The 22,925-nt window shown below is 55.5% G+C and carries 21 protein-coding genes, 2 tRNA genes and 1 rRNA gene; 7 read left to right on the top strand and 17 right to left on the bottom strand.

Going from position 1 to position 22,925, the window contains the following annotated elements; genetic code table 11:
* Positions 1–15: 15 nt before the first annotated feature.
* The 4 genes from wzzE to trxA form a co-directional block, all read right to left on the bottom strand.
* The gene (gene wzzE / locus ACERY3_RS23545) at positions 16–1,062 is read right to left on the bottom strand and encodes an ECA polysaccharide chain length modulation protein (protein WP_033146914.1); all 1,047 of its coding nucleotides are present in this window, start codon (positions 1,060–1,062) and stop codon (positions 16–18) included.
* Between the two features lie 13 nt (positions 1,063–1,075).
* Positions 1,076–2,179 carry a UDP-N-acetylglucosamine--undecaprenyl-phosphate N-acetylglucosaminephosphotransferase gene (gene wecA, locus ACERY3_RS23540; RefSeq protein WP_167819341.1) on the bottom strand — a complete coding sequence of 368 codons (1,104 nt, stop codon included), beginning with the start codon at positions 2,177–2,179 and terminating at the stop codon, positions 1,076–1,078.
* 242 nt (positions 2,180–2,421) lie between these two features.
* Positions 2,422–3,681, bottom strand: a complete 1,260-nt coding sequence (gene rho, locus ACERY3_RS23535) for a transcription termination factor Rho (protein ID WP_008501566.1) — start codon at positions 3,679–3,681, stop codon at positions 2,422–2,424.
* A gap of 345 nt (positions 3,682–4,026) precedes the next feature.
* Positions 4,027–4,356 carry a thioredoxin TrxA gene (trxA, locus tag ACERY3_RS23530; RefSeq protein ID WP_006179218.1) on the bottom strand — a complete coding sequence of 110 codons (330 nt, stop codon included), beginning with the start codon at positions 4,354–4,356 and terminating at the stop codon, positions 4,027–4,029.
* A 144-nt stretch (positions 4,357–4,500) separates the two neighbouring features.
* Between trxA and rhlB the strand changes: the two genes are divergently transcribed.
* Positions 4,501–5,769 (top strand): ATP-dependent RNA helicase RhlB, encoded by a 1,269-nt coding sequence (gene rhlB, locus ACERY3_RS23525; RefSeq protein WP_023309646.1) that lies wholly within the window; start codon positions 4,501–4,503, stop codon positions 5,767–5,769.
* A gap of 6 nt (positions 5,770–5,775) precedes the next feature.
* On the top strand, positions 5,776–7,260 hold the full coding sequence (gene gppA, locus ACERY3_RS23520; RefSeq protein WP_033146916.1) for a guanosine-5'-triphosphate,3'-diphosphate diphosphatase: 1,485 nt from the start codon (positions 5,776–5,778) through the stop codon (positions 7,258–7,260).
* 58 nt (positions 7,261–7,318) lie between these two features.
* On the opposite strand, the gene rep is transcribed toward gppA, so the two are convergent.
* Positions 7,319–9,343, bottom strand: a complete 2,025-nt coding sequence (rep, locus tag ACERY3_RS23515; RefSeq protein WP_058841021.1) for a DNA helicase Rep — start codon at positions 9,341–9,343, stop codon at positions 7,319–7,321.
* Between the two features lie 112 nt (positions 9,344–9,455).
* Between rep and ppiC (ACERY3_RS23510) the strand changes: the two genes are divergently transcribed.
* Both ppiC (ACERY3_RS23510) and ppiC (ACERY3_RS23505) read left to right on the top strand, forming a co-directional pair.
* A complete protein-coding gene (ppiC, locus tag ACERY3_RS23510; RefSeq protein ID WP_023309649.1) occupies positions 9,456–9,737 on the top strand; it encodes a peptidylprolyl isomerase PpiC in 282 nt (93 codons plus the stop codon).
* Between the two features lie 50 nt (positions 9,738–9,787).
* Positions 9,788–10,069: a peptidylprolyl isomerase PpiC gene (ppiC, locus tag ACERY3_RS23505; protein WP_023309650.1), complete on the top strand. Its 282-nt coding sequence runs from the start codon at positions 9,788–9,790 to the stop codon at positions 10,067–10,069.
* Between the two features lie 92 nt (positions 10,070–10,161).
* Here the strand turns inward: ppiC (ACERY3_RS23505) and ilvC are convergent, their stop codons facing one another.
* Positions 10,162–11,637: a ketol-acid reductoisomerase gene (gene ilvC, locus ACERY3_RS23500; RefSeq protein ID WP_023333828.1), complete on the bottom strand. Its 1,476-nt coding sequence runs from the start codon at positions 11,635–11,637 to the stop codon at positions 10,162–10,164.
* A gap of 152 nt (positions 11,638–11,789) precedes the next feature.
* Between ilvC and ilvY the strand changes: the two genes are divergently transcribed.
* Complete coding sequence (gene ilvY / locus ACERY3_RS23495; RefSeq protein ID WP_023333829.1) at positions 11,790–12,680, top strand: HTH-type transcriptional activator IlvY; 891 nt, start codon at positions 11,790–11,792, stop codon at positions 12,678–12,680.
* 45 nt (positions 12,681–12,725) lie between these two features.
* On the opposite strand, the gene ilvA is transcribed toward ilvY, so the two are convergent.
* The 7 genes from ilvA to ilvL form a co-directional block, all read right to left on the bottom strand.
* Positions 12,726–14,270: a threonine ammonia-lyase, biosynthetic gene (gene ilvA / locus ACERY3_RS23490; protein ID WP_096150382.1), complete on the bottom strand. Its 1,545-nt coding sequence runs from the start codon at positions 14,268–14,270 to the stop codon at positions 12,726–12,728.
* Positions 14,271–14,272: 2 nt separating this feature from the next.
* Positions 14,273–16,123 carry a dihydroxy-acid dehydratase gene (gene ilvD, locus ACERY3_RS23485; protein ID WP_373226590.1) on the bottom strand — a complete coding sequence of 617 codons (1,851 nt, stop codon included), beginning with the start codon at positions 16,121–16,123 and terminating at the stop codon, positions 14,273–14,275.
* A gap of 60 nt (positions 16,124–16,183) precedes the next feature.
* Positions 16,184–17,113, bottom strand: a complete 930-nt coding sequence (gene ilvE, locus ACERY3_RS23480) for a branched-chain-amino-acid transaminase (RefSeq protein ID WP_023309654.1) — start codon at positions 17,111–17,113, stop codon at positions 16,184–16,186.
* A 19-nt stretch (positions 17,114–17,132) separates the two neighbouring features.
* The gene (gene ilvM / locus ACERY3_RS23475) at positions 17,133–17,396 is read right to left on the bottom strand and encodes an acetolactate synthase 2 small subunit (protein ID WP_024907956.1); all 264 of its coding nucleotides are present in this window, start codon (positions 17,394–17,396) and stop codon (positions 17,133–17,135) included.
* The gene (gene ilvG, locus ACERY3_RS23470) at positions 17,393–19,039 is read right to left on the bottom strand and encodes an acetolactate synthase 2 catalytic subunit (RefSeq protein ID WP_373226587.1); all 1,647 of its coding nucleotides are present in this window, start codon (positions 19,037–19,039) and stop codon (positions 17,393–17,395) included. The genes ilvM and ilvG overlap by 4 nt, the downstream gene beginning before the upstream one ends.
* Positions 19,040–19,041: 2 nt before the next feature.
* The gene (gene ilvX, locus ACERY3_RS23465) at positions 19,042–19,092 is read right to left on the bottom strand and encodes a peptide IlvX (RefSeq protein WP_166792073.1); all 51 of its coding nucleotides are present in this window, start codon (positions 19,090–19,092) and stop codon (positions 19,042–19,044) included.
* A gap of 86 nt (positions 19,093–19,178) precedes the next feature.
* Positions 19,179–19,277: an ilv operon leader peptide gene (gene ilvL / locus ACERY3_RS23460; protein ID WP_001311244.1), complete on the bottom strand. Its 99-nt coding sequence runs from the start codon at positions 19,275–19,277 to the stop codon at positions 19,179–19,181.
* Positions 19,278–19,618: 341 nt separating this feature from the next.
* Here ilvL and ACERY3_RS23455 point away from each other — a divergent pair, with 341 nt between their 5' ends.
* Positions 19,619–21,139 carry a YifB family Mg chelatase-like AAA ATPase gene (locus ACERY3_RS23455; protein WP_048975639.1) on the top strand — a complete coding sequence of 507 codons (1,521 nt, stop codon included), beginning with the start codon at positions 19,619–19,621 and terminating at the stop codon, positions 21,137–21,139.
* A gap of 30 nt (positions 21,140–21,169) precedes the next feature.
* On the opposite strand, the gene ACERY3_RS23450 is transcribed toward ACERY3_RS23455, so the two are convergent.
* The gene (locus ACERY3_RS23450; protein WP_023309658.1) at positions 21,170–21,508 is read right to left on the bottom strand and encodes a DUF413 domain-containing protein; all 339 of its coding nucleotides are present in this window, start codon (positions 21,506–21,508) and stop codon (positions 21,170–21,172) included.
* A 118-nt stretch (positions 21,509–21,626) separates the two neighbouring features.
* Here ACERY3_RS23450 and hdfR point away from each other — a divergent pair, with 118 nt between their 5' ends.
* On the top strand, positions 21,627–22,448 hold the full coding sequence (gene hdfR, locus ACERY3_RS23445; protein ID WP_064673099.1) for an HTH-type transcriptional regulator HdfR: 822 nt from the start codon (positions 21,627–21,629) through the stop codon (positions 22,446–22,448).
* 97 nt (positions 22,449–22,545) lie between these two features.
* Here hdfR and ACERY3_RS23440 read toward each other — a convergent pair.
* The 3 genes from ACERY3_RS23440 to rrf form a co-directional block, all read right to left on the bottom strand.
* Positions 22,546–22,621 (bottom strand) — tRNA-Trp (locus tag ACERY3_RS23440).
* A gap of 53 nt (positions 22,622–22,674) precedes the next feature.
* Positions 22,675–22,751: transfer RNA gene (locus ACERY3_RS23435), tRNA-Asp, on the bottom strand.
* A gap of 55 nt (positions 22,752–22,806) precedes the next feature.
* Positions 22,807–22,922 (bottom strand): 5S ribosomal RNA (rrf, locus tag ACERY3_RS23430).
* Between the last annotated feature and the right edge of the window lie 3 nt (positions 22,923–22,925).

The raw sequence follows: 22,925 nt of genomic DNA, 5'->3' as shown, positions 1-22,925 counted from the left end.
TCGTAGACGGCGTTCTTAGTTTTTGCGACGACGCGTTAACGCCACGCCAGCGCCCGTCAGTGCGCCTACAATCCCCCACATAATCATCAGGAATGCACGACGCGGACTATCGCGTTTTACAGGTTCTTCAGGCGTTCGCAAATAACGATAGGTCTGAAAACGCGGGTCCAGAGATGGACCTACATTAAGCGTATTGAGCATCGCGCGATTTTGATCGTAATCGAGGTCAAAATCAGGACCGACGGCCTGGAGGTTTTCCAGACGCGCCTGCAACATAGGGCGACCAAGGAGGAACATCTCTGAATCAGGCAGCTCATCGGCCGGCACGTCAGTCTCAGTACGGGAAATATTGCGCTGTTCCGCAATTTTCAGCGCCTGCTCAATGTTATGCACGCGGCGACCGAAAATGGTATTCGCCACCTCTTCCTGACGTTTCACCTGGGCTTTCATCTGGATGGTACGAGCCGCCCAGGCACCTTTAAGCTCTTCGTTAAGATGGCTTGCGGCACGCTGGCTGGCAAACGCGACGTACTGACGCAACAGGTTGTTGGCATCCGGCGCGGTTTCTGCAATCAGCTTGACGCTGTCATTCACGTTACGCAGCGCGTCGCCCGGCATAAACTGAATATTGTTAATCAGATCGTCCAGCAGGGCGGCGTCGGCTTTTGTATTATCAACCCGGCGCTGCTTGTAGTAATCCGTCTGGGACCAGAAATCGCGTCGGGTATCCCACGAAGCCAGCTGCATCACAAACTCTTTATAGGCTTCATCCATAACGGAAGCCTGGTCTGGCGTTGCAAGACTGGCTTTGATGTCCAGGTTACGCAGGAATTGCTGCTGGGAATAATATCCCCCGAGCATGTTAACCGTTGGCTTGTCTGTGATTGCCGTGGCGCTCCACTCTTGTTTTGCAAAGAACGTATAGGCCAGCGCTAACAGTGCAAACCCCAGCGCGATCCCCGCAATCCAAAGTTTGCCTGCCCATAACACGCGAAACAAACCCCGAATATCCAGTTCATTCTCAGTTACCACTGATTTCGCTCCCGCCAACGGTTGAGTCATCATAGTCCCGGTTTTACTTAGTTAATGTTGTATTTTTGCCACTCTTACGACGCATCCTGCGTTTAAGACGTTTAATAAATCGCGCTACTTTCCATGCGCGCTTGATGCAGTAGCCGTACAGGAAAAATGCCAGCAAGAATAATGCCAACATAACCCACTCAGGAATAATATGAGAATATTCTGCAGCTACACCAATCGCGGCTAAAATAGCGGCGGCCAGCGTAATCAGCACAAACGCCTGACGAGATGTAAAACCTGCACGCATGATGAGATGATGAATATGTTGGCGGTCAGGAGAGAAAGGACTCATCCCCTTGCGCAGGCGGCGATACATAATCGCCACCATATCCATTAATGGAATGGCAATAATCCACAGCGCGGTTACGGGGCTTATCGGATGGGTTTGACCCTGTGTGGTTTCAAGCAGGATCCAGATAACCGTAAAACCAATCAACGTACTGCCCGCGTCCCCCATAAAGACTTTATAGCGACGGCCCAGCACACCGAGATTTAAGAGGATATAAGGCAGAATGGCGGCAATCATGGCAAAACACCACATTGCCAGACTGTACTGACCATCAAACCATAAAATAATGCCGATAGCAGCGAACGAGACGGATGACAACCCACCGAGCAGGCCGTCAATGCCATCCACCATGTTGAAAGCATTGATTGCCGCCCAGACGGCAAAGAGTGTCAGGAAGAAGCCAAATGGACCCAGGACTAACTCCCAGGGGCCAAATACATAGCCAAGGCTTCGCAGATACAGTCCGCCCACTACCATCATCACCACGCCAATGGCCGCCTGAACGGTGGCGCGTATTTTCACCGCAATATCGAACCGGTCATCAAGGGCCCCGACTAACACCAGAACACCGGCGCAGGCAATGTAGAGGGCGGCATGCGGGATATAATAATCGGCAATACCAAACGTGAAGCAAATCCCTGCGTAAACAGAAATCCCGCCGACTAAAGGAATAAGTCCCTGATGGCGTTTACGAAAATTAGGCTTATCCACCAACCCTATTCGTTTTGCCACCTTGCGCGCAATGAACAAAAAACAGGTTGTGAATAAAAAAATACTGATCAGTTCAGTAACGGCGGTGAATAGATTCACAATGGATTGCTCTCAACAAATGTTAGTCCTGGAAGTATAACCATGAAGCCACAGCCTCAGAAGTAATAAAGATGGCTTCTGACTACTCCCTTTGTATATTTTTCAATCAATTATTTCTTTAGCTGCACAAACGACCCTATTGTCGCACCGACCGGTCAAAATTGGGAGTAGATGGTACTAGCGTATAGTCCATAAAAGAAAAACGCCACGTAAAAACGTGGCGTTCGCTGGCTTTATTTGCGTTACGAGCGCTTCATCATGTCGAAGAAATCGTCGTTAGTTTTGGTCATCGCCAGTTTGTTAATGAGGAACTCCATCGCGTCAATTTCACCCATTGGATGGATGATTTTGCGCAGGATCCACATTTTCTGCAGCTCTTCCTGCGTGGTGAGCAGCTCTTCTTTACGGGTACCGGAACGGTTGTAGTCGATAGCCGGGAAGACGCGTTTCTCAGCGATTTTACGAGAAAGGTGCAGTTCCATGTTACCTGTACCTTTAAATTCTTCGTAAATTACTTCGTCCATTTTAGAACCGGTATCGATCAGCGCCGTGGCGATGATGGTCAGGCTACCGCCCTCTTCCACGTTACGTGCGGCACCGAAGAAGCGTTTCGGGCGATGCAGGGCGTTAGCATCCACACCACCGGTCAGCACTTTACCGGACGCCGGAACCACGGTGTTATAGGCACGCGCCAGACGGGTGATGGAGTCAAGCAGGATGATCACGTCTTTCTTGTGCTCAACCAGGCGTTTCGCCTTCTCGATAACCATTTCCGCAACCTGAACGTGGCGAGATGCCGGTTCGTCGAAGGTAGAAGCAACCACTTCACCTTTAACCAGACGCTGCATCTCGGTCACTTCTTCCGGACGTTCGTCGATCAGCAGCACCATCAGCACGCAGTCTGGGTGGTTATAAGCGATGCTCTGCGCGATGTTCTGCAGCAGCATGGTTTTACCCGCCTTCGGCGGTGCCACAATCAGACCACGCTGGCCGCGACCAATTGGTGATGCCAGATCCAGAACACGCGCGGTTAAGTCTTCAGTTGAACCGTTACCACGCTCCATGCGCAGGCGAGAGTTCGCGTGCAGCGGCGTTAAGTTCTCAAAGAGGATCTTATTACGCGAGTTTTCCGGTTTGTCGAAGTTAACTTCATTGACTTTCAACAGCGCAAAGTAGCGTTCACCCTCTTTAGGAGGACGAATCTTACCTGAAATGGTGTCACCAGTGCGGAGGTTGAAACGGCGGATTTGGCTGGGGGATACGTAGATGTCGTCAGGGCCGGCGAGGTAGGAGCTGTCTGCAGAGCGGAGGAAACCAAATCCGTCTTGCAATATCTCCAGCACACCGTCGCCAAAGATATCTTCGCCACTCTTAGCGTGCTGCTTCAGGATGGCGAAAATGATGTCCTGCTTGCGCATACGGGCCTGGTTTTCCAGTCCCATATTTTCGCCGAGAGTGATCAGCTCAGAAACCGGCGTATTCTTTAATTCGGTAAGATTCATAATGGTGTGGGTTCTTAAACTCGGGGTGATTCTCGAACTTAATGTTGTGAATGGTATGGCAGGGTCATCCATGCCTGTTTAGCGGCCATCAACTCATGTCTGTTCGCTGTCTGGTCACAGGGAAAGAACGCAGAACTGAAACGACAAGACGGATTGAGTGACAAGCCCGGAATTTAGCCACTTCACGCACTGTTCATGTTAACAACGGGAAGTATCGGGTAAAACAAGATTCAAACAACAAGATATGTTTAAAACGAAGTCATAGCTAACTTAGCACGACTTCAGCCGGGCGTCCAGAGTTCCACATCATTTAGCCGGGAGCCCTGAACGCACAGCGGAGAAACCTTACGCCAGGTTAGCGTCCAGGAACTCTTTCAGTTGACCTTTGGACAGCGCGCCCACTTTGGTCGCTGCCACTTCGCCGTTTTTGAACAGCAGAAGGGTTGGGATGCCACGGATACCGTATTTTGGTGCGGTGCCCGGGTTCTGGTCGATGTTCAGCTTGGCAACGGTCAGTTTGCCCTGATATTCGTCAGCGATCTCATCCAGAATCGGGGCGATCATTTTGCAAGGACCACACCATTCAGCCCAGAAATCGACGAGGATCAGCCCGTCAGCCTTAAGTACGTCCGTGTCAAAACTGTCGTCAGTCAGGTGAATAATTTTATCGCTCATATATAACTCCACAGGAATAAGCCTGGTACGTTGGTTTTGTCTCCACCAACGACGTGTTGATGTCGCATTAACCAACTAAAGGTTGACTTTATTTCACCGGATACGCTTTCGTAAAGCAATAGTAAGCTGATATTCTACCACACTATGAGCAAAACACATTTAACAGAACAGAAGTTTTCCGACTTCGCGCTGCACCCGAAGGTGATTGAAGCCCTTGAAAATAAAGGGTTTCATAACTGCACGCCCATTCAGGCCCTCGCGCTGCCGCTGACGCTGGCCGGTCGCGATGTTGCCGGGCAGGCGCAAACCGGTACCGGCAAAACGATGGCGTTTTTAACGTCAACGTTTCATTATTTACTTTCTCACCCAGCGATTGCAGACCGCAAAGTTAACCAGCCGCGCGCGCTAATTATGGCACCGACGCGAGAACTGGCGGTACAGATCCACGCAGACGCTGAACCCCTGGCGCAGTCTACCGGACTGAAGCTTGGCCTGGCCTATGGCGGCGACGGCTACGATAAACAGCTGAAAGTGCTGGAAAGCGGTGTGGATATCCTGATCGGTACCACCGGCCGTCTTATCGATTACGCCAAACAGAATCACATTAACCTCGGCGCAATCCAGGTTGTGGTGCTCGATGAAGCTGACCGCATGTACGATCTGGGCTTCATTAAAGACATTCGCTGGCTGTTCCGCCGCATGCCGCCGGCCAATCAGCGTCTGAACATGCTGTTCTCCGCTACCCTTTCTTATCGCGTACGCGAGCTGGCGTTCGAACAGATGAACAACGCCGAATATGTAGAAGTGGAACCTGAGCAGAAAACGGGTCACCGCATTAAAGAAGAGCTCTTCTACCCTTCCAATGAAGAGAAAATGCGTCTGCTGCAAACGCTGATTGAAGAAGAGTGGCCAGATCGCGCCATTATCTTCGCGAACACCAAACACCGTTGTGAAGACATCTGGGGCCATCTGGCTGCAGACGGCCACCGTGTTGGCCTGTTGACCGGCGACGTGGCGCAGAAAAAACGCCTGCGTATTCTTGAAGAATTTACCCGTGGCGATCTCGATATTCTGGTCGCAACCGACGTTGCTGCTCGTGGTCTGCATATTCCGGCCGTGACGCACGTCTTTAACTACGATCTGCCAGACGACTGCGAAGACTACGTACACCGCATCGGTCGTACCGGTCGTGCGGGCGCAAGCGGTCACTCGATTAGCCTGGCGTGCGAAGAGTATGCGCTGAATCTCCCGGCCATTGAGACGTATATCGGTCACTCTATCCCGCAGAGCAAATACAATCCGGAAGCGTTGTTAAGCGAACTGCCGCCGCCTAAGCGTCTAACCCGCCCACGCTCCGGCAATGGTCCGCGTCGTTCAGGTGGCGCGCCGCGTAATCGTCGTCGTTCAGGTTAAGAAAATATGCTCAGCTCCACCTCGCTTTATGCGGCAATTGATCTCGGTTCGAATAGTTTTCATATGCTGGTTGTGCGCGAGGTGGCGGGAAGCATACAAACGCTGACGCGCATCAAGCGCAAGGTCCGCCTCGCGGCGGGCCTGAGCAGCGATAATCACCTCTCCCCTGAAGCCATGGAACGTGGCTGGCAGTGTCTGCGGCTCTTTGCCGAACGTCTGCAGGATATCCCGCACGCCCAAATCACCGTGGTCGCCACTGCGACACTCCGCCTGGCGGTCAACGCCGTGGATTTCATTGCCAGAGCGCAGGAAATTCTGGGTTGTCCGGTACAGGTTATCAGCGGTGAAGAAGAGGCTCGCCTGATTTACCAGGGCGTTGCGCACACCACGGGAGGTGACGATCGCCGTCTGGTGGTGGATATCGGCGGTGCCAGTACCGAGCTTGTGACCGGCACCGGCGCGCAGGCAACGTCGCTGTTCAGCCTGTCGATGGGCTGCGTGACCTGGCTTGAGCGCTACTTTACCGATCGGAACCTGGCGAAAGAGAACTTCGACGAGGCAGAAAACGCCGCGCGCGAGGTATTACGCCCGGTGATGGACGAGCTGCGCTATCACGGCTGGAAAGTCTGCGTGGGTGCCTCGGGTACCGTGCAGGCTCTGCAGGAAATCATGATGGCGCAGGGAATGGACGAGCGGATTACGCTTGCCAAACTTCAGCAGCTTAAACAGCGCGCCATTCAGTGCGGACGCCTGGAAGAGCTGGAAATTGAAGGCCTGACGCTGGAACGCGCGCTGGTCTTCCCGAGCGGGCTGGCTATTCTTATCGCCATTTTCACCGAGCTGAACATCCAGTGTATGACCCTGGCCGGCGGCGCGCTGCGCGAAGGTCTGGTCTACGGGATGTTACATCTGTCGGTCGATCAGGATATCCGCAGCCGTACTCTGCGCAATGTGCAGCGTCGTTTTCTGGTTGATATCGATCAGGCCGGACGCGTATCGCAGCTGGCGTCACGCTTCGCCGATCAGGTTGCTAACGTCTGGGATCTTGACCATCTGAGCCGGGATTTACTGCTGAGCGCCTGTGCGCTACATGAAGTGGGGCTGAGCATTGATTTTAAGCAGGCACCGGCTCATGCAGCGTATCTGGTGCGAAACCTGGATTTACCGGGCTATACGCCTGCGCAGAAAAAATTGCTGGCCACGCTGCTGCTGAACCAGACCAACGCCGTCGATCTCTCCTCTTTGCATCAGCAAAACGCCGTACCGCCTCGCGTGGCCGAGCATCTGTGCCGCCTGCTGCGTCTGGCGATCCTGTTTGCCAGCCGCCGCCGCGATGATTTGCTGCCTGCCATTAATCTGGTGGCCGATGACGAGAAGCTTTCGCTGGCGCTGCCGGAGAAATGGATTGATCGTCACCCGTTAGGGGCAGAGATGATCGAGCAGGAGTGCCAGTGGCAGAGCTACGTGCACTGGGTGCTTGAGGTAAAGTAATACGCTGAACATTGCCGGGTGGCGGCTTCGCCTTACCCGGCCTACAACCCCTTCGAACTCATCCTTTCTCTTTGGCTTTTGCCAGCATGGCGCGGATGTTTGCCACGTTAGCCTGACCCTTGTGCATCCGCTCTTCTGCGGTAATCACTTTGCGCTCCTGTTCCCAGATCAGGTCATCCTGCGGCAGTTCCAGCAGGAAACGACTCGGCTCCGGGCGTACCAGTTCACCATACTGGCGGCGCTCTTTACACAGCGTGAACGTCAGCTCTTTCTGCGCGCGGGTAATCCCCACGTAGGCCAGGCGACGCTCCTCGTCGACGTTGTCTTCATCAATGCTGCTCTGGTGCGGCAACAATCCCTCTTCCATGCCGACCAGATACACATACGGGAACTCCAGCCCTTTTGACGCGTGCAGCGTCATCAGCTGAACCTGATCGGCCTCTTCTTCGCTCTCGCCGCGCTCCATCATGTCGCGCAGGGTAAAGCGGATGACCACCTGCGTCAGGGTCATCGGCTCGTCGATTTCAGAGCCCTCCAGCATTTCGGTCATCCAGCTGAAGAGCTGGTTAACGTTTTTCATGCGCATCTCAGCCGCCTTCGGGCTGGCTGAGGTTTCATACAGCCAGGACTCATAGTCGATGCCGTGAATGAGATCGCGCACTGCCGCCACCGGCTCGCGCTCCGCGAGACGCTGCACTTCGCCGAGCCAGTGGGTGAAGCGGGTTAACGAGTCATACCCGCGTCCGGTTAATGTCTGGCTCAGCCCCATGTCGAAGCTGGCGGTAAACATACTTTTGTTGCGGGTCATCGCCCACTCGCCGAGCTTTTGCAGCGTCGCCGGGCCAATCTCGCGTTTAGGCGTATTCACGATGCGCAGAAACGCGCTGTCGTCATCCGGGTTAGTGAGCACGCGCAGATAGGCCAGCAGATCTTTGATTTCTGGCCGCGAGAAGAACGACGTGCCGCCCGAGATTTTGTACGGAATGCGGTTCTGCATCAGCATCTTTTCAAAGACGCGCGACTGGTGATTGCCGCGATAGAGGATCGCGTAATCCTTATATTCGGTTTTGTTGACGAAGTGGTGAGCGATGAGTTCGCCCGTCACACGCTCCGCTTCATGGTCCTCATTGTTGGCGCTGAGCACTTTCAGCTCCGTGCCGTAGCCCAGTTCGGAGAAGAGACGCTTCTCAAACACGTGCGGGTTATTGGCAATCAGGATGTTTGCCGCCTTCAGGATACGCCCGGAGGAGCGGTAGTTCTGCTCCAGCTTAATCACCTGCAGGGCGGGGAAATCTTTGCTCAGCAGCACCAGGTTTTGTGGGCGTGCACCGCGCCAGGAGTAAATTGACTGGTCGTCGTCGCCTACCACGGTGAAACGCGCGCGCTGCCCCACCAGCAGCTTCACCAGCTCGTACTGGCTGGTGTTGGTGTCCTGATATTCATCCACCAGCAGGTAGCGGATTTTATTCTGCCAGCGCTCGCGCACCTCTTCATTGCGCTGCAGCAGCAGCGTGGGCAGCAGGATCAGATCGTCAAAGTCCAGCACGTTACACGCTTTCATATGCGCATCGTACAGACCGTAGCAGTGGGCGAAAATCCGATCCCGTTCGCCTTTGGCGATCGCCGCGGCCTGGGCCGGCGTCATCAGATCGTTTTTCCAGTTCGAGATCGTCGAGATCAGCTGCTGCAACAGCACTTTATCATCTTCGATCAGCCCCTCGGTGAGCTCTTTGAGCAGCGCCACCTGATCGGTATCGTCAAAAAGCGAGAAGTTGGACTTCATTCCCAGCGCCGCATACTCGCGTTTGATGATATCCAGCCCCAGCGTGTGGAAGGTGGAGATCATCAGGCCGCGCGCCTCTTTACGACCCAGCGTCTGACCGACGCGCTCTTTCATCTCGCGCGCCGCTTTATTGGTAAAGGTGACCGCCGCAATGTGTCGCGCCTGATACCCGCAGTTGTGGATCAGATGGGCGATTTTGTTGGTGATCACGCGGGTTTTACCCGAACCGGCCCCTGCCAGCACCAGGCATGGTCCAGTAACGAATTCGACCGCTTGTTGTTGTCCAGGGTTTAAACGCATGGGAGTGTTGCTCAATCTTCGAACGGGGTGTGGATTGTAGCAGAAAGCCGGGCGCAGATTTACCGGCTAATGATAAAGTGGAGAAATCGCGTTTAACCCGTAGAGCAGAACCATGAAAAAGACCGCAGCAGCCCTGCATATTCTGGTCAAAGAAGAGAAACTGGCCCAGGAGATCCTGGCCAAGCTGGAGCGCGGCATCAGCTTTGATCATCTGGCGAAGCGTTACTCTAAATGCCCATCCGGGCGCAATGGCGGGGATCTCGGCGAGTTTCAACAAGGTGCGATGGTCGGCCCGTTCGATCGGGCGGTCTTTAGCTGCCCTCTCCTGAAGCCCTACGGCCCGGTAAAAACCAAATTTGGCTACCATATCATTAAGGTGCTTTATCGCCGCTGACGCGTGGTATATTGCGCCCCGATTTATTTCAACCTATTCAAGGCACGATCATGGCAAAAACAGCAGCAGCAGTGCACATCCTCGTTAAAGAAGAGAAACTGGCTTTAGATCTTCTGGAGCAGATTAAAAACGGTGCCGACTTCGGCAAGCTGGCGAAGAAGCACTCCATCTGCCCGTCAGGCAAACGCGGCGGCGATCTGGGTGAGTTCCGCCAGGGCCAGATGGTTCCGGCGTTCGATAAAGTGGTGTTCTCCTGCCCGGTGCTGGAGCCAACCGGCCCGCTGCACACGCAGTTCGGCTACCACATTATTAAAGTACTGTATCGGAAATAAACAGCAAGGCCTTCTCTAAGAGAAGGCCTTGAATGTTTCACCCTCTCCCAGTGGGAGAGGGGCAGGGTGAGGGCATCAGCCCGCATCAGGTGTTAACCCGCTACCGCGATACGCTTCATATCGGTCATGTAGCCACGCAGTTTGTGACCCACTTTCTCGATCTGGTGGCTGCGAATCGCTTCGTTCACATCACGCAGCTGCGCGTTATCCACGGCACCTTCCGCAATCGCTTTACCCAGATCGCCCGTCTGCAGAGTGGTCATAAACTCTTTCAGCAGCGGTACGCAGGCGTAAGAGAACAGGTAGTTACCGTATTCTGCGGTATCAGAGATCACCACGTTCATTTCGTACAGACGCTTACGGGCGATGGTGTTCGCGATCAGCGGCAGCTCGTGCAGAGATTCGTAGTACGCGGACTCTTCGATGATGCCGGAATCCACCATGGTTTCGAACGCCAGCTCAACGCCTGCTTTCACCATCGCGATCATCAATACGCCTTTATCGAAGTACTCCTGCTCGCCGATTTTACCTTCGTACTGTGGCGCGGTTTCGAACGCGGTTTTACCGGTCTCTTCACGCCAGGTCAGCAGGTTTTTATCGTCGTTCGCCCAGTCCGCCATCATGCCGGAAGAGAATTCGCCGGAGATGATGTCGTCCATGTGTTTCTGGAAAAGCGGTGCCATGATGGTTTTCAGCTGTTCAGACAGCGCGTAAGCACGCAGTTTTGCCGGGTTGGACAGACGGTCCATCATCAGCGTAATACCGCCCTGCTTCAGCGCTTCGGTGATGGTTTCCCAGCCGAACTGAATCAGTTTTTCCGCGTAGGCCGGGTCGGTGCCTTCTTCCACCAGCTTGTCGAAGCACAGCAGAGAACCGGCCTGCAGCATGCCGCACAGAATGGTCTGCTCGCCCATCAGGTCAGATTTCACTTCGGCAACGAAGGAAGATTCCAGCACGCCCGCACGGTGGCCGCCGGTCGCCGCTGCCCACGCTTTGGCAATCGCCATGCCTTCGCCTTTCGGATCGTTTTCCGGGTGAACTGCGATCAGGGTCGGCACGCCGAAGCCACGTTTGTACTCTTCACGTACTTCCGTACCCGGACATTTCGGCGCCACCATCACCACGGTAATGTCTTTACGGATCTGCTCGCCCACTTCAACGATGTTGAAGCCGTGGGAGTAACCCAGCGCGGCGCCGTCTTTCATCAGCGGCTGTACGGAACGCACTACGTCAGAGTGCTGTTTGTCCGGGGTCAGGTTAACCACCAGATCCGCCTGCGGGATCAGCTCTTCGTAGGTGCCCACTTTGAAGCCGTTTTCGGTCGCTTTGCGCCAGGAAGCACGCTTCTCGGCAATTGCTTCTTTGCGCAGGGCGTAGGAGATATCCAGACCGGAGTCACGCATGTTCAGGCCCTGGTTCAGACCCTGTGCGCCACAGCCGACGATGACCACTTTTTTACCCTGAAGGTAGCTCGCGCCATCGGCAAATTCATCGCGCGCCATGAAGCGGCATTTGCCCAGCTGCGCCAGCTGCTGGCGCAAGTTCAGTGTATTAAAGTAGTTAGCCATGGGTGATACCTCGTGATGTTGTGTGTCTTATTGTTCGGTTCGCGTTTCAGCGAGAATGTACCCACATTACAACAGGAAATTTATTGCGGAAATTGATATATTCACAACGTCATATTGCAATTTTTGCAATGTAAAAAGAGGGAGTGGAATCGGTGGATTTACGCGATCTGAAAATGTTCCTGCACCTGGCGGAAAGCCGCCATTTTGGCCGCAGCGCCCGGGCGATGCACGTTAGCCCCTCCACGCTTTCACGCCAGATCCAGCGCCTTGAGGAGGACCTCGGCCAGCCGCTGTTCGTGCGCGATAACCGCACCGTCACCCTCACGGAAGCGGGTGAAGAGCTGCGCATTTTTGCCCAGCAGACGCTGCTACAGTACCAGCAGCTGCGACACTCAATTGACCAGCAGGGGCCGTCGCTTTCCGGCGAGCTGCATATTTTCTGCTCCGTGACCGCCGCCTACAGCCATCTGCCGCCCATCCTTGACCGCTTCCGCGCGGCGCATCCGTCGGTTGAAATTAAGCTCACCACCGGCGACGCCTCCGACGCAATGGAAAAAGTGGTGACGGGCGAAGCGGATCTCGCCATAGCAGGGAAACCCGAAACCCTGCCGGGCGCGGTGGCATTCTCAATGCTGGAGAATCTGGCGGTGGTACTGATTGCCCCGGCGCTGCCCTGCCCGGTGCGTAACCAGGTGTCGGTGGAAAAACCGGACTGGTCGACGGTGCCGTTTATCATGGCCGATCAGGGGCCGGTGCGCCGCCGCATAGAGCTGTGGTTCCGCCGTCAGAAAATCAGCAATCCGTCGATTTACGCCACGGTTAGCGGCCATGAGGCGATGGTGTCGATGGTGGCGCTGGGCTGCGGCGTGGCGCTTCTGCCGGAAGTGGTGCTGGAGAACAGCCCGGAACCGGTGCGCAATCGCGTGATGATTCTGGAGCGCAGCGACGAGAAGACGCCGTTTGAGCTTGGCGTGTGCGCACAAAAAAAGCGGCTGCATGAGCCGCTTATTGATGCGTTCTGGACGATATTGCCGAACCACTAAAGCCGGGTGGCGCTGCACTTACCCGGCCTACACGCAGCTCAACCCTTAGCCTGCGAGGAAGAAGCGGAACGCCGGGTTATGGGTTTCGTCGTGACACTCATAGCCCAGCTCGTTCAGCCGCGTTTCGAAATCCGGCTCGTGCTCGCCCAGTTCGAACGCCGCCAGCACGCGGCCGTAGTCGGTGCCGTGGCTGCGGTAGTGGAACAGAGAGATGTTCCAGTGCGTGCCCAGCGTGTGCAGGAACTTGAGCAGCGCGCCCGGTGATTCCGGGAACTCGAAGCTAAACAGACGTTCCTTGAGCGGCTTCGATGGACGCCCGCCGACCATGTAGCGCACGTGCAGCTTCGCCATCTCATCGTCAGAGAGATCGACCACGCTGTAGCCGCCCTCATGCAGCAGGTTGAGGATCTCTTTGCGCTCCTCCACGCCGCGGCTCAGACGCACGCCGACAAAAATGCAGGCGTCTTTGGCATCGGCAAAACGGTAGTTGAACTCCGTCACCGAACGACCGCCCAGCAGCTGGCAGAACTTCAGGAAGCTGCCCTTCTCTTCCGGAATCGTCACCGCCAGCAGCGCTTCCCGCTGTTCACCCAGCTCGCAGCGCTCGGAAACGTAGCGCAGACCGTGGAAGTTCACGTTCGCTCCAGACAGCACGTGCGCCAGGCGCTCGCCGCGAATGTTGTGCTGCGCGATGTATTTTTTCATCCCCGCCAGCGCCAGCGCGCCTGACGGTTCCGCCACCGCGCGCACATCCTCGAACAGATCTTTCATCGCCGCGCAGATAGCATCGCTATCAACCGTGACGATATCGTCGAGATACTCCTGGCACAGGCGGAAGGTTTCGTCCCCAATGCGCTTCACCGCCACGCCCTCGGCAAACAGCCCGACGCGCGGCAGGTCCACAGGATGCCCGGCATCCAGCGCCGCTTTCAGGCAGGCAGAATCTTCCGCTTCAACGGCAATGACTTTGATCTGCGGCATCAGCTGTTTGATCAGCACCGCCACGCCTGCGGCCAGACCACCGCCGCCAACCGGAACGAAGACGCGATCGAGATGGGCATCCTGCTGCAGCAGTTCAAGCGCCAGCGTGCCCTGCCCGGCAATCACCATCGGGTGATCGAACGGCGGCACCCAGGTAAAGCCCTGCTGCTGCGCCAGCTCAATCGCTTTGGCTTTGGCTTCGTCAAAGTTGGCGCCGTGAAGCAGCACTTCGCCGCCGAAACCGCGCACCGCGTCGACTTTGATATCTGCGGTCGCAACCGGCATCACGATCAGCGCTTTCAGCCCCAGACGGGCAGACGAGAACGCCACGCCCTGGGCGTGGTTGCCCGCAGACGCGGTAATGACGCCGCGCGCTTTCTGCTCGTCGGTCAGCCCGGCCATCATCGCGTAGGCGCCGCGCAGCTTAAAGCTGTGCACCGGCTGGCGGTCTTCGCGCTTCACCAGAATGACGTTGTCGAGGCGCGAAGAGAGTTTTTCCATTTTCTGCAGGGGCGTAACCTGCACGGCTTCATAGACCGGCGCCCGCAGCACCGCTCTCAGGTATTCCGCCCCCTCAGGGGCGGCGGATAAGGGTTGTGACTCGGCCATCATTAGCCCCCAAGTTTAGATTTATCGCGCACCGCGCCTTTATCTGCACTGGTGGCAAGGCTCGCGTAGGCGCGCAGGGCGAAGGAGACTTCACGCTGGCGGTCTTTCGGCGTCCAGGCTTTATCGCCGCGGGCTTCCTGCGCTTCACGACGGGCCGCAATTTCCTGGTCGCTCAGCTTCAGCTGAATGCCGCGATTCGGAATGTCGATTTCGATCAGGTCGCCATCTTCGATGATGGCGATGTTGCCGCCACTTGCCGCTTCTGGCGAAACGTGGCCGATAGAGAGGCCGGAAGTACCGCCGGAGAAACGCCCGTCGGTGATCAGCGCACACGCTTTACCGAGTCCCATGGATTTCAGGAAGGTGGTTGGGTAGAGCATCTCCTGCATACCGGGACCGCCTTTCGGCCCTTCGTAGCGAATGACAACCACGTCGCCTTCCACCACTTTGCCGCCAAGAATCGCATCTACCGCTTCATCCTGGCTTTCGTATACCTTCGCCGGACCGGTGAATTTCAGGATGCTGTCGTCCACGCCTGCGGTTTTCACGATGCAGCCGTTTTCCGCGAAGTTACCGTACAGCACGGCCAGACCGCCGTCTTTGTTATAGGCATGTTCCAGCGAGCGGATGCAGCCTTCGGCGCGGTCGTCGTCCAGAGTGTCCCAGCGGCAATCCTGCGAGAACGCCTGGGTGGTACGAATACCGGCAGGGCCGGCGCGGAACATTTTTTTCACCGCGTCGTCTTTGGTCAGCATGACGTCGTACTGGTCCAGCGACTCAGGCAGCGTCAGCCCGAGCACGTTTTTCACGTCACGGTTCAGCAGACCGGCGCGATCCAGCTCACCCAGAATGCCCAGCACGCCGCCCGCGCGGTGTACGTCTTCCATATGGTACTTCTGGGTACTCGGCGCGACCTTACACAGCTGCGGGACTTTGCGGGAGAGCTTATCGATGTCGCTCATGGTGAAGTCGATTTCGGCTTCCTGCGCGGCGGCCAGCAGGTGCAGTACGGTGTTGGTGGAACCGCCCATGGCGATATCCAGCGTCATGGCGTTTTCGAACGCGGCTTTACTGGCAATGTTGCGCGGCAGCGCGCTGGCGTCGTCCTGCTCGTAGTAGCGTTTGGTCAGCTCAACGATGCGCTTACCGGCGTTGAGGAACAGCTGCTTACGGTCGGCGTGGGTCGCCAGCAGCGAACCGTTGCCCGGCTGAGACAGGCCCAGCGCTTCGGTCAGGCAGTTCATGGAGTTGGCGGTGAACATACCGGAACAGGAGCCGCAGGTCGGACACGCGGAGCGTTCCACCTGATCGCTCTGCTCGTCAGAGACTTTCGGGTCCGCGCCCTGGATCATCGCATCGACCAGGTCGAGCTTGATGATTTTGTCGGAGAGCTTGGTTTTCCCCGCTTCCATTGGACCACCGGAGACAAAGATCACCGGAATGTTCAGGCGCAGGGAGGCCATCAGCATCCCCGGGGTGATTTTGTCGCAGTTGGAGATGCAGACCATCGCATCGGCGCAGTGGGCGTTCACCATATACTCTACGGAGTCGGCGATCAGCTCGCGCGACGGCAGTGAATAGAGCATGCCCCCGTGCCCCATCGCGATACCGTCATCCACCGCAATGGTGTTGAACTCTTTTGCCACGCCGCCGGAGGCTTCGATTTGCTCGGCAACCAGCTTACCGAGATCGCGCAGGTGCACGTGGCCCGGTACAAACTGGGTGAAGGAGTTCACCACGGCGATAATCGGCTTGCCGAAATCGGCGTCGGTCATTCCGGTGGCGCGCCACAGGGCGCGGGCTCCCGCCATATTACGGCCGTGGGTGGTGGTGGCTGAACGATACTTAGGCATGCTTTATTGACTCCCGTCTGACTATTTAATGGGACGGTGCGTGCCGTCCCAAATTTATGCTTAGTGATTAACCTGATCCAACCAGCCGTATTTATCTTCTGTCTCGCCGGTGAAGAGGCCGAAGAACGCTTGCTGAATACGTTTGGTGACCGGGCCACAGCGGCCTTCGCCCACCTGGATACCGTCCACGCTGCGTACCGGCGTGATTTCAGCCGCCGTACCGGACATGAACACTTCATCCGCCAGATACAGGGATTCGCGGGACAGCACCTGCTCGCGCACTTCGATACCCAGATCTTTCGCCAGCTTGATGATGGCGTCACGGGTGATGCCCGGCAGTGCGGACGAGGTGAACGGCGGCGTGAACAGAATGCCGTCTTTCACTTCAAACAGGTTTTCACCCGCACCTTCTGAGATGTAGCCATTTACGTCGAGGGCGATACCTTCCTGATAGCCGTGGCGGCGCGCTTCGCTACCGACCAACAGAGAAGAGAGATAGTTACCGCCTGCTTTCGCGGCGGTCGGAATAGTGTTTGGCGCCACGCGGTTCCAGGAAGAGACCATTGCGTCGATCCCCTGCTCCAGGGCTTCTGCACCCAGGTAGGCACCCCACGGGAACGCGGCAATGATCACATCGGTGGTATAGCCGGCTGGCGGGTTCACACCCATACCGACGTCGCCCACGAACACCAGCGGACGAATATAGGCGCTGGTCAGGTTGTTCTTGCGAATCACGTCGCGGCAGGCTTCCATCAGCTCGTCGACGCTTTGTGAAACCGGGAAACGATAAATTTTGGCTGAGTCATGCAGACGCTGCATGTGTTCGCGATGGCGGAACACCACTGGCCCTTTGTGAGAATCGTAGCAGCGGATGCCTTCAAATACGGAGGTACCGTAGTGCAGCGCGTGGGACATCACGTGGACCTTCGCGTCCTCCCAGCGAACCATCTCACCGTTGAACCAAATGTAATCAGCTTTTTTTGTCGTCATTTTTTTCGTCCTGTCACGCTTAAGCGCGGATTTGTTGTGATGTGGTTGTGCTCTGGCAGATGGCAACATGGGCAACGTCTACCAGCTTTGATAACTGACTAAACAGTAAGTCGACCGACCGCGGGCTGGCAACGGTTAATTCGATACTGATATTCCGGGCGTCAGTGGCCGTCTCCATATTCATAGAGCAAATCTGAAAACCACGATGACGCACCACACGCAAAACGCGTTCTAAGGTTTCCGGGTTGAAGCGAGCCTGTACGGCGACCTGATGCTGCATCATGATAATTTCTCCATCATTTGTGAGTTACTGGCACCAGGCGGTACCAACGGCCAGACGTTCTCGAGTTCGTCGATTGAGACATGAAGCAGGTAAGGCCCATCGCTGTTCAGCATGGTGTCGAGCGCCGCTTCAACCTGATCTTTACGGGTGATGTGCTGACCAGGGATGCCGAAGGCGCTGGCCAGGGTGAGGAAATCGGGGTTATCGGTGAGAGTCGTTTCGCTGTAGCGCTCCTGGAAGAACAGCTGTTGCCACTGGCGAACCATCCCTAAACGCTGGTTGTCGAGCAACACGATCTTGAGCGGCAACTGCTTGCGCTTAACGGTGCCGAGCTCCTGAACGTTCATCATGAAGGAGCCGTCACCGGAGATACAGATAACGGTATCGTTCGGGCGGGCAACCTGCGCGCCAACGGCTGCCGGCAGACCGAAACCCATCGTCCCTAACCCGCTGGAGGTGATGAAGTTTTCCGGGCGGGTGTAGGTCATGTGCTGCGCGGACCACATCTGGTGCTGGCCTACGTCGGTGGTGACGACGCTGTCAGCCGGTTTACGGTCGGACAACTGCTTCAACAGCAGCGGCGCGTAGATGGCCTCGCCGGGGTGGTCGTAACGCCAGGCGTGCTCGGCGCGCATATCAGCGGTGTGCTGACGCCATGCGTTGATATCCAGCGGCTGCTGCAATGCCGGTAAGAGCGCGTTGAGATCGCCCTGCAAGGCGACATGCGCCTGACGCAGCTTGTTCATCTCCGCCGGGTCGATATCCATATGGATGACTTTGGCGTTCGGCGCAAAGGTATTCAGCTTGCCGGTGACGCGGTCGTCAAAACGGGCCCCTACGGCGATGAGCAGATCGCACTCCTGCACCGCCAGGTTTGCCGCTTTGGTGCCGTGCATCCCCAGCATGCCCAGATAGTAGGGGTAATCCGCGTCGACTGCACCGAGACCTTTCAGCGTGCAGGTCGCAGGCATCTGCGTTGTTGCGATAAATTCGCGCAGGGCTGGAACGGCCTGCGCCATGCCTACGCCACCGCCGACGTACAGCATCGGCTGTTTCGCCTGGGCCAGCATCTGACGGGCCTCTTCAACTTCCGCTTCCGGAAACGCATCGTCGCTTTCAACGGTAGAGAAGTGCGGTTCCAGATCGCCGAGTGCCACCTGGATATCTTTCGGGATATCAACCAGAACCGGACCGGGACGACCGGAGCTTGCCACGTCGAACGCTTCTGCCATTACGCGCGGCAGCTCTTCCAGAGACTGGACGAGGAAGCTGTGTTTGGTGCAGGCCAGCGATAAACCGAGGACGTCAACTTCCTGGAAAGCATCGGTACCGATGAACGGAGACGCCACCTGCCCGGTGATGGCAACAACGGGAACGGAATCCAGCAGCGCGTCAGCCAGGCCGGTGATCAGGTTCGTTGCGCCCGGGCCTGAAGTCGCCATACACACGCCGGTTTTACCGGTCGCGCGGGCATAACCGATGGCTGCCATCGCTGCGCCCTGCTCGTGTCGGCACAAGAGATGTTCCACGCCGCCGTCATACAGTGCATCGTAAATCGGCATAATTGCGCCACCCGGATAACCGAATACGGTTTCGACTCCCTGCGCGCGCAACGCATGTACTACCCACTGTGCCCCATTCATAGTTAGTTCCCCGTCATAAATCGGGAGAAACAGAATTTTGTGCTAGTCGTCATTCTCTGCTCCTCATTTACATTTTTTAGTCATAAAAAAACCCCCGGACCTTTCGGTGCGGGGGTCTTAGTTCGTTAAGGCTTGATTTCTAAGCCTTTCCTCGTCCAAGTGCAGCCCCGCACGGTGGGATAATAATCACCACCACGCTAATCACGACCAGGCTAATCACTCGTAGAAGGGCTGTCATTTTCAGTTCTTTTTGCATCTTGTTCGAAGGAATACCTAAAGAGTTATCACAGTTTTTAAATCAAACACAAGATTTATTTATGACGGATTTGATTAGGCCGCGAATCATATTTCTTAAAACCGTTGTTTTATATACGGAAATTAGAAAATGAATATTTTTCATTTTTTCACTGCGGTTCTTAGCGTCAAAACGGGGCTTTTTACATTCTGCGAGGAGGCTTCCACGGTTATGCAAGGGTTTCAGTGTGCGCTTAAAATCCCTGAACAGGCGGCGTAAATTCGCAAAATGACGCTAAACAGACAAAGCAGGTGCTGGCATAGTCACGCCAGGAGGTAGTGCAAATGTCACTGTCAGTTGTTTATACGCGTGCGGCTCTCGGGGTAAAGGCACCGCTTATTTCCGTCGAGGTTCATTTGAGCAATGGGCTACCCGGACTCACGCTTGTCGGGTTACCTGAAACGACGGTTAAAGAGGCCAGGGATCGCGTTCGCAGCGCAATAATAAATAGCGGTTATACCTTCCCCGCGAAGAAGATCACCATCAACCTTGCCCCCGCCGATTTGCCTAAAGAGGGGGGACGATACGATTTACCTATCGCAATTGCCCTTCTCGCGGCTTCTGAGCAGCTTAATACGACACGGCTAGGCTCGTATGAGTTCGTTGGCGAACTCGCGCTCACAGGCGCGTTAAGAGGCGTTCCCGGTGCGATATCGGGAGCGCTGGAAGCCATACGAGCAGGGCGGCAAATCATTGTCGCCAATGAAAACGCATCAGAAGTGAGTCTTATCGCCGAGAAGGGGTGTCTCATCGCCGGGCATTTACAGGAAGTTTGTGCCTGGCTGGAAGGGCGACATGAACTGTCCGAGCCGGAGGAGTGTGATGATGTTATAGCGGATGCACCAGAGGATCTCAGCGAGATTATGGGACAGGAGCAAGGGAAACGGGCGCTGGAGATTACGGCTGCAGGTGGACACAATCTTCTGTTAATTGGGCCGCCAGGTACGGGTAAAACCATGCTGGCAAGCAGGTTGAGTGGGTTACTTCCACCGCTCAATAATCATGAAGCGCTGGAAAGCGCCGCCATATATAGCCTTATCAGTTCGACGTCGTTGCAAAAACAGTGGCGCCGTCGTCCTTTTCGTTCCCCGCATCATAGCGCTTCACTGACGGCAATGGTCGGCGGCGGGGCGATTCCGGGGCCGGGAGAGATCTCGCTGGCACACAATGGCATTCTGTTTCTTGATGAACTGCCTGAATTTGAGCGCCGTGTGCTGGATGCACTAAGAGAGCCCATTGAATCCGGTGAGATACATATCTCACGCACGCGAGCCAAAATAAGCTATCCCGCACAGTTTCAGCTGGTCGCGGCGATGAATCCCAGCCCGACGGGTCACTACCAGGGCAACCATAACCGCTGTACACCAGAGCAGACGTTGCGCTATCTGGGTAAGTTATCCGGCCCGTTCCTCGACCGTTTCGATTTATCCCTCGAAATTCCCCTTCCCCCGCCGGGTCTGCTCAGGCAAACGGGCATAACGGGTGAAAGCTCAGCGGAGGTACGCGAACGGGTGATTGCAGCCCAGACACGGCAGTACGCTCGTCAGAACAGGCTGAATGCACGGCTGGATAATGCGGGGATCCGGCAGTTTTGTTCACTTAACGTTGAGGATGCGGGATGGCTGGAGGAGACGTTAACGCGGTTCGGGCTTTCCATACGTGCGTGGCAGCGTTTGCTGAAGGTGGCCAGAACTATTGCTGACGTAGAAGGGTGCACTGACATTGAGAGAAAACATTTGCAGGAGGCGCTGAGCTACCGCGCTATCGATCGTTTGCTGCTGCATTTGCAGAAATTGCTGGCATAAAAAAAGGGGCCGTAGCCCCTTCTCTTCATTTTAGTCATCAGACTCGGTGTAGTCTTCTGCACCTTCCATCTGCGGCTTGCCGCCAGACAACGTATGGAAGCGCTTAGGACGCTTAATGCGCGCCATGTACTTGATCCATACGCGTTCAGCTTCAGACTCCGGCTCACGCTCACCACGGCAAACAGAAACAAACTGTTTTTCGTCTTCGGTTGCAGGTTCACGCTTACCCAGATCCAGCTCGTTAAAGGCATAACCATGGCGCTCAAGCAGTTGAGCTTCTTTGATGGTGAAATCGCCGTGACGAGAGAACCCGCGCGGATAATGTTTATTGTCGAAAAAACGATTAGTCGTCGTAAAGCTTTCCGCCATCCTACACGCTCCTAATTCTTTGGCCGAGCTATTTATGGCGCGGAGTATTAGTTACGCTTGACAGAGTGTAAAACAAAACATTTAAATCATAACGACAAATAATTTTGCGGAGAAAGATGTGGATACGGAATTGCTTAAAACTTTCCTTGAAGTGAGCAGAACACGTCACTTTGGGCGAGCAGCTGAAGCCCTTTACCTGACGCAGTCAGCAGTCAGTTTTCGTATTCGACAGCTGGAAAATCAACTGGGTGTGAATCTTTTTACCCGCCATCGCAACAATATTCGCTTAACGCCTGCCGGTGAGAAACTGCTGCCGTACGCAGAAACGCTCATGAATACCTGGCAGGCGGCACGTAAAGAGGTGGCACATACTTCGAGGCATAATGAGTTCTCGATAGGAGCCAGCGCTTCTCTGTGGGAATGCATGCTAAGTCAGTGGCTTACCCGGCTGTATCATTCACATGGCCACCTGCAATTTGAAGCCAGGATTGCGCAACGGCAGTCGCTGGTTAAGCAACTTCATGAACGCCAGCTTGATCTTCTGATCACAACCGAAGCCCCCAAGATGGACGAATTTAGCAGCCAGATTGTGGGCCAGTTTGGCCTGGCACTTTATGCGTCCGAACCTTCGATGATGAAGGCAGACCTGACCTATTTACGCCTGGAATGGGGACCGGATTTTCAGCAGCACGAGACGGGACTGATTGCACCTGATGATGTTCCGCAGTTAACGACCAGCTCGGCAGAGATCGCCTGTCAGCAGCTGCCCCTGCTGAAAGGTTGTACCTGGTTACCTGTTCGCTGGGCAGACGCTAAAGCAGGGCTGCACACCGTGATGGATTCCACCACGCTTACCAGGCCGCTGTATGCAATTTGGCTGCAAAACAGTGATAAGCAATCACAGATAAAAGATCTTTTAAAAATCAATGTAATGGATTGATGCATCAGCCAGCAGGGATGCTGGCTGAAATTAAGAAGAGAATTATCTGCCGTGTTTCAGGCAAAAAAAATCCTTTGCCGAAGCAAAGGATTCTATATGGCAGGGGCGGAGAGACTCGAACTCGCGACACCCGGTTTTGGAGACCGGTGCTCTACCAACTGAGCTACGCCCCTAAAGTTTTTTGCCATTAAGCCTGCCAACAAGGCAGGCTTAATGTCTTAATAAGTGGCGGAACGGACGGGACTCGAACCCGCGACCCCCTGCGTGACAGGCAGGTATTCTAACCGACTGAACTACCGCTCCACCGAAGACTGCTGTAACCACCGGATTTATGCACCGGCTTACTACTTAATTTGATGCCTGGCAGTTCCCTACTCTCACATGGGGAGACCCCACACTACCATCGGCGCTACGGCGTTTCACTTCTGAGTTCGGCATGGGGTCAGGTGGGACCACCGCGCTAAAGCCGCCAGGCAA

The sequence above is a fragment of the Enterobacter cloacae complex sp. ESBL7 genome, from assembly GCF_041679625.1.
Lineage (GTDB): Bacteria > Pseudomonadota > Gammaproteobacteria > Enterobacterales > Enterobacteriaceae > Enterobacter > Enterobacter asburiae_B.
Note: the sequence above shows the minus strand (reverse complement) of the source record. Positions and strands in the feature narration are given on the sequence as shown.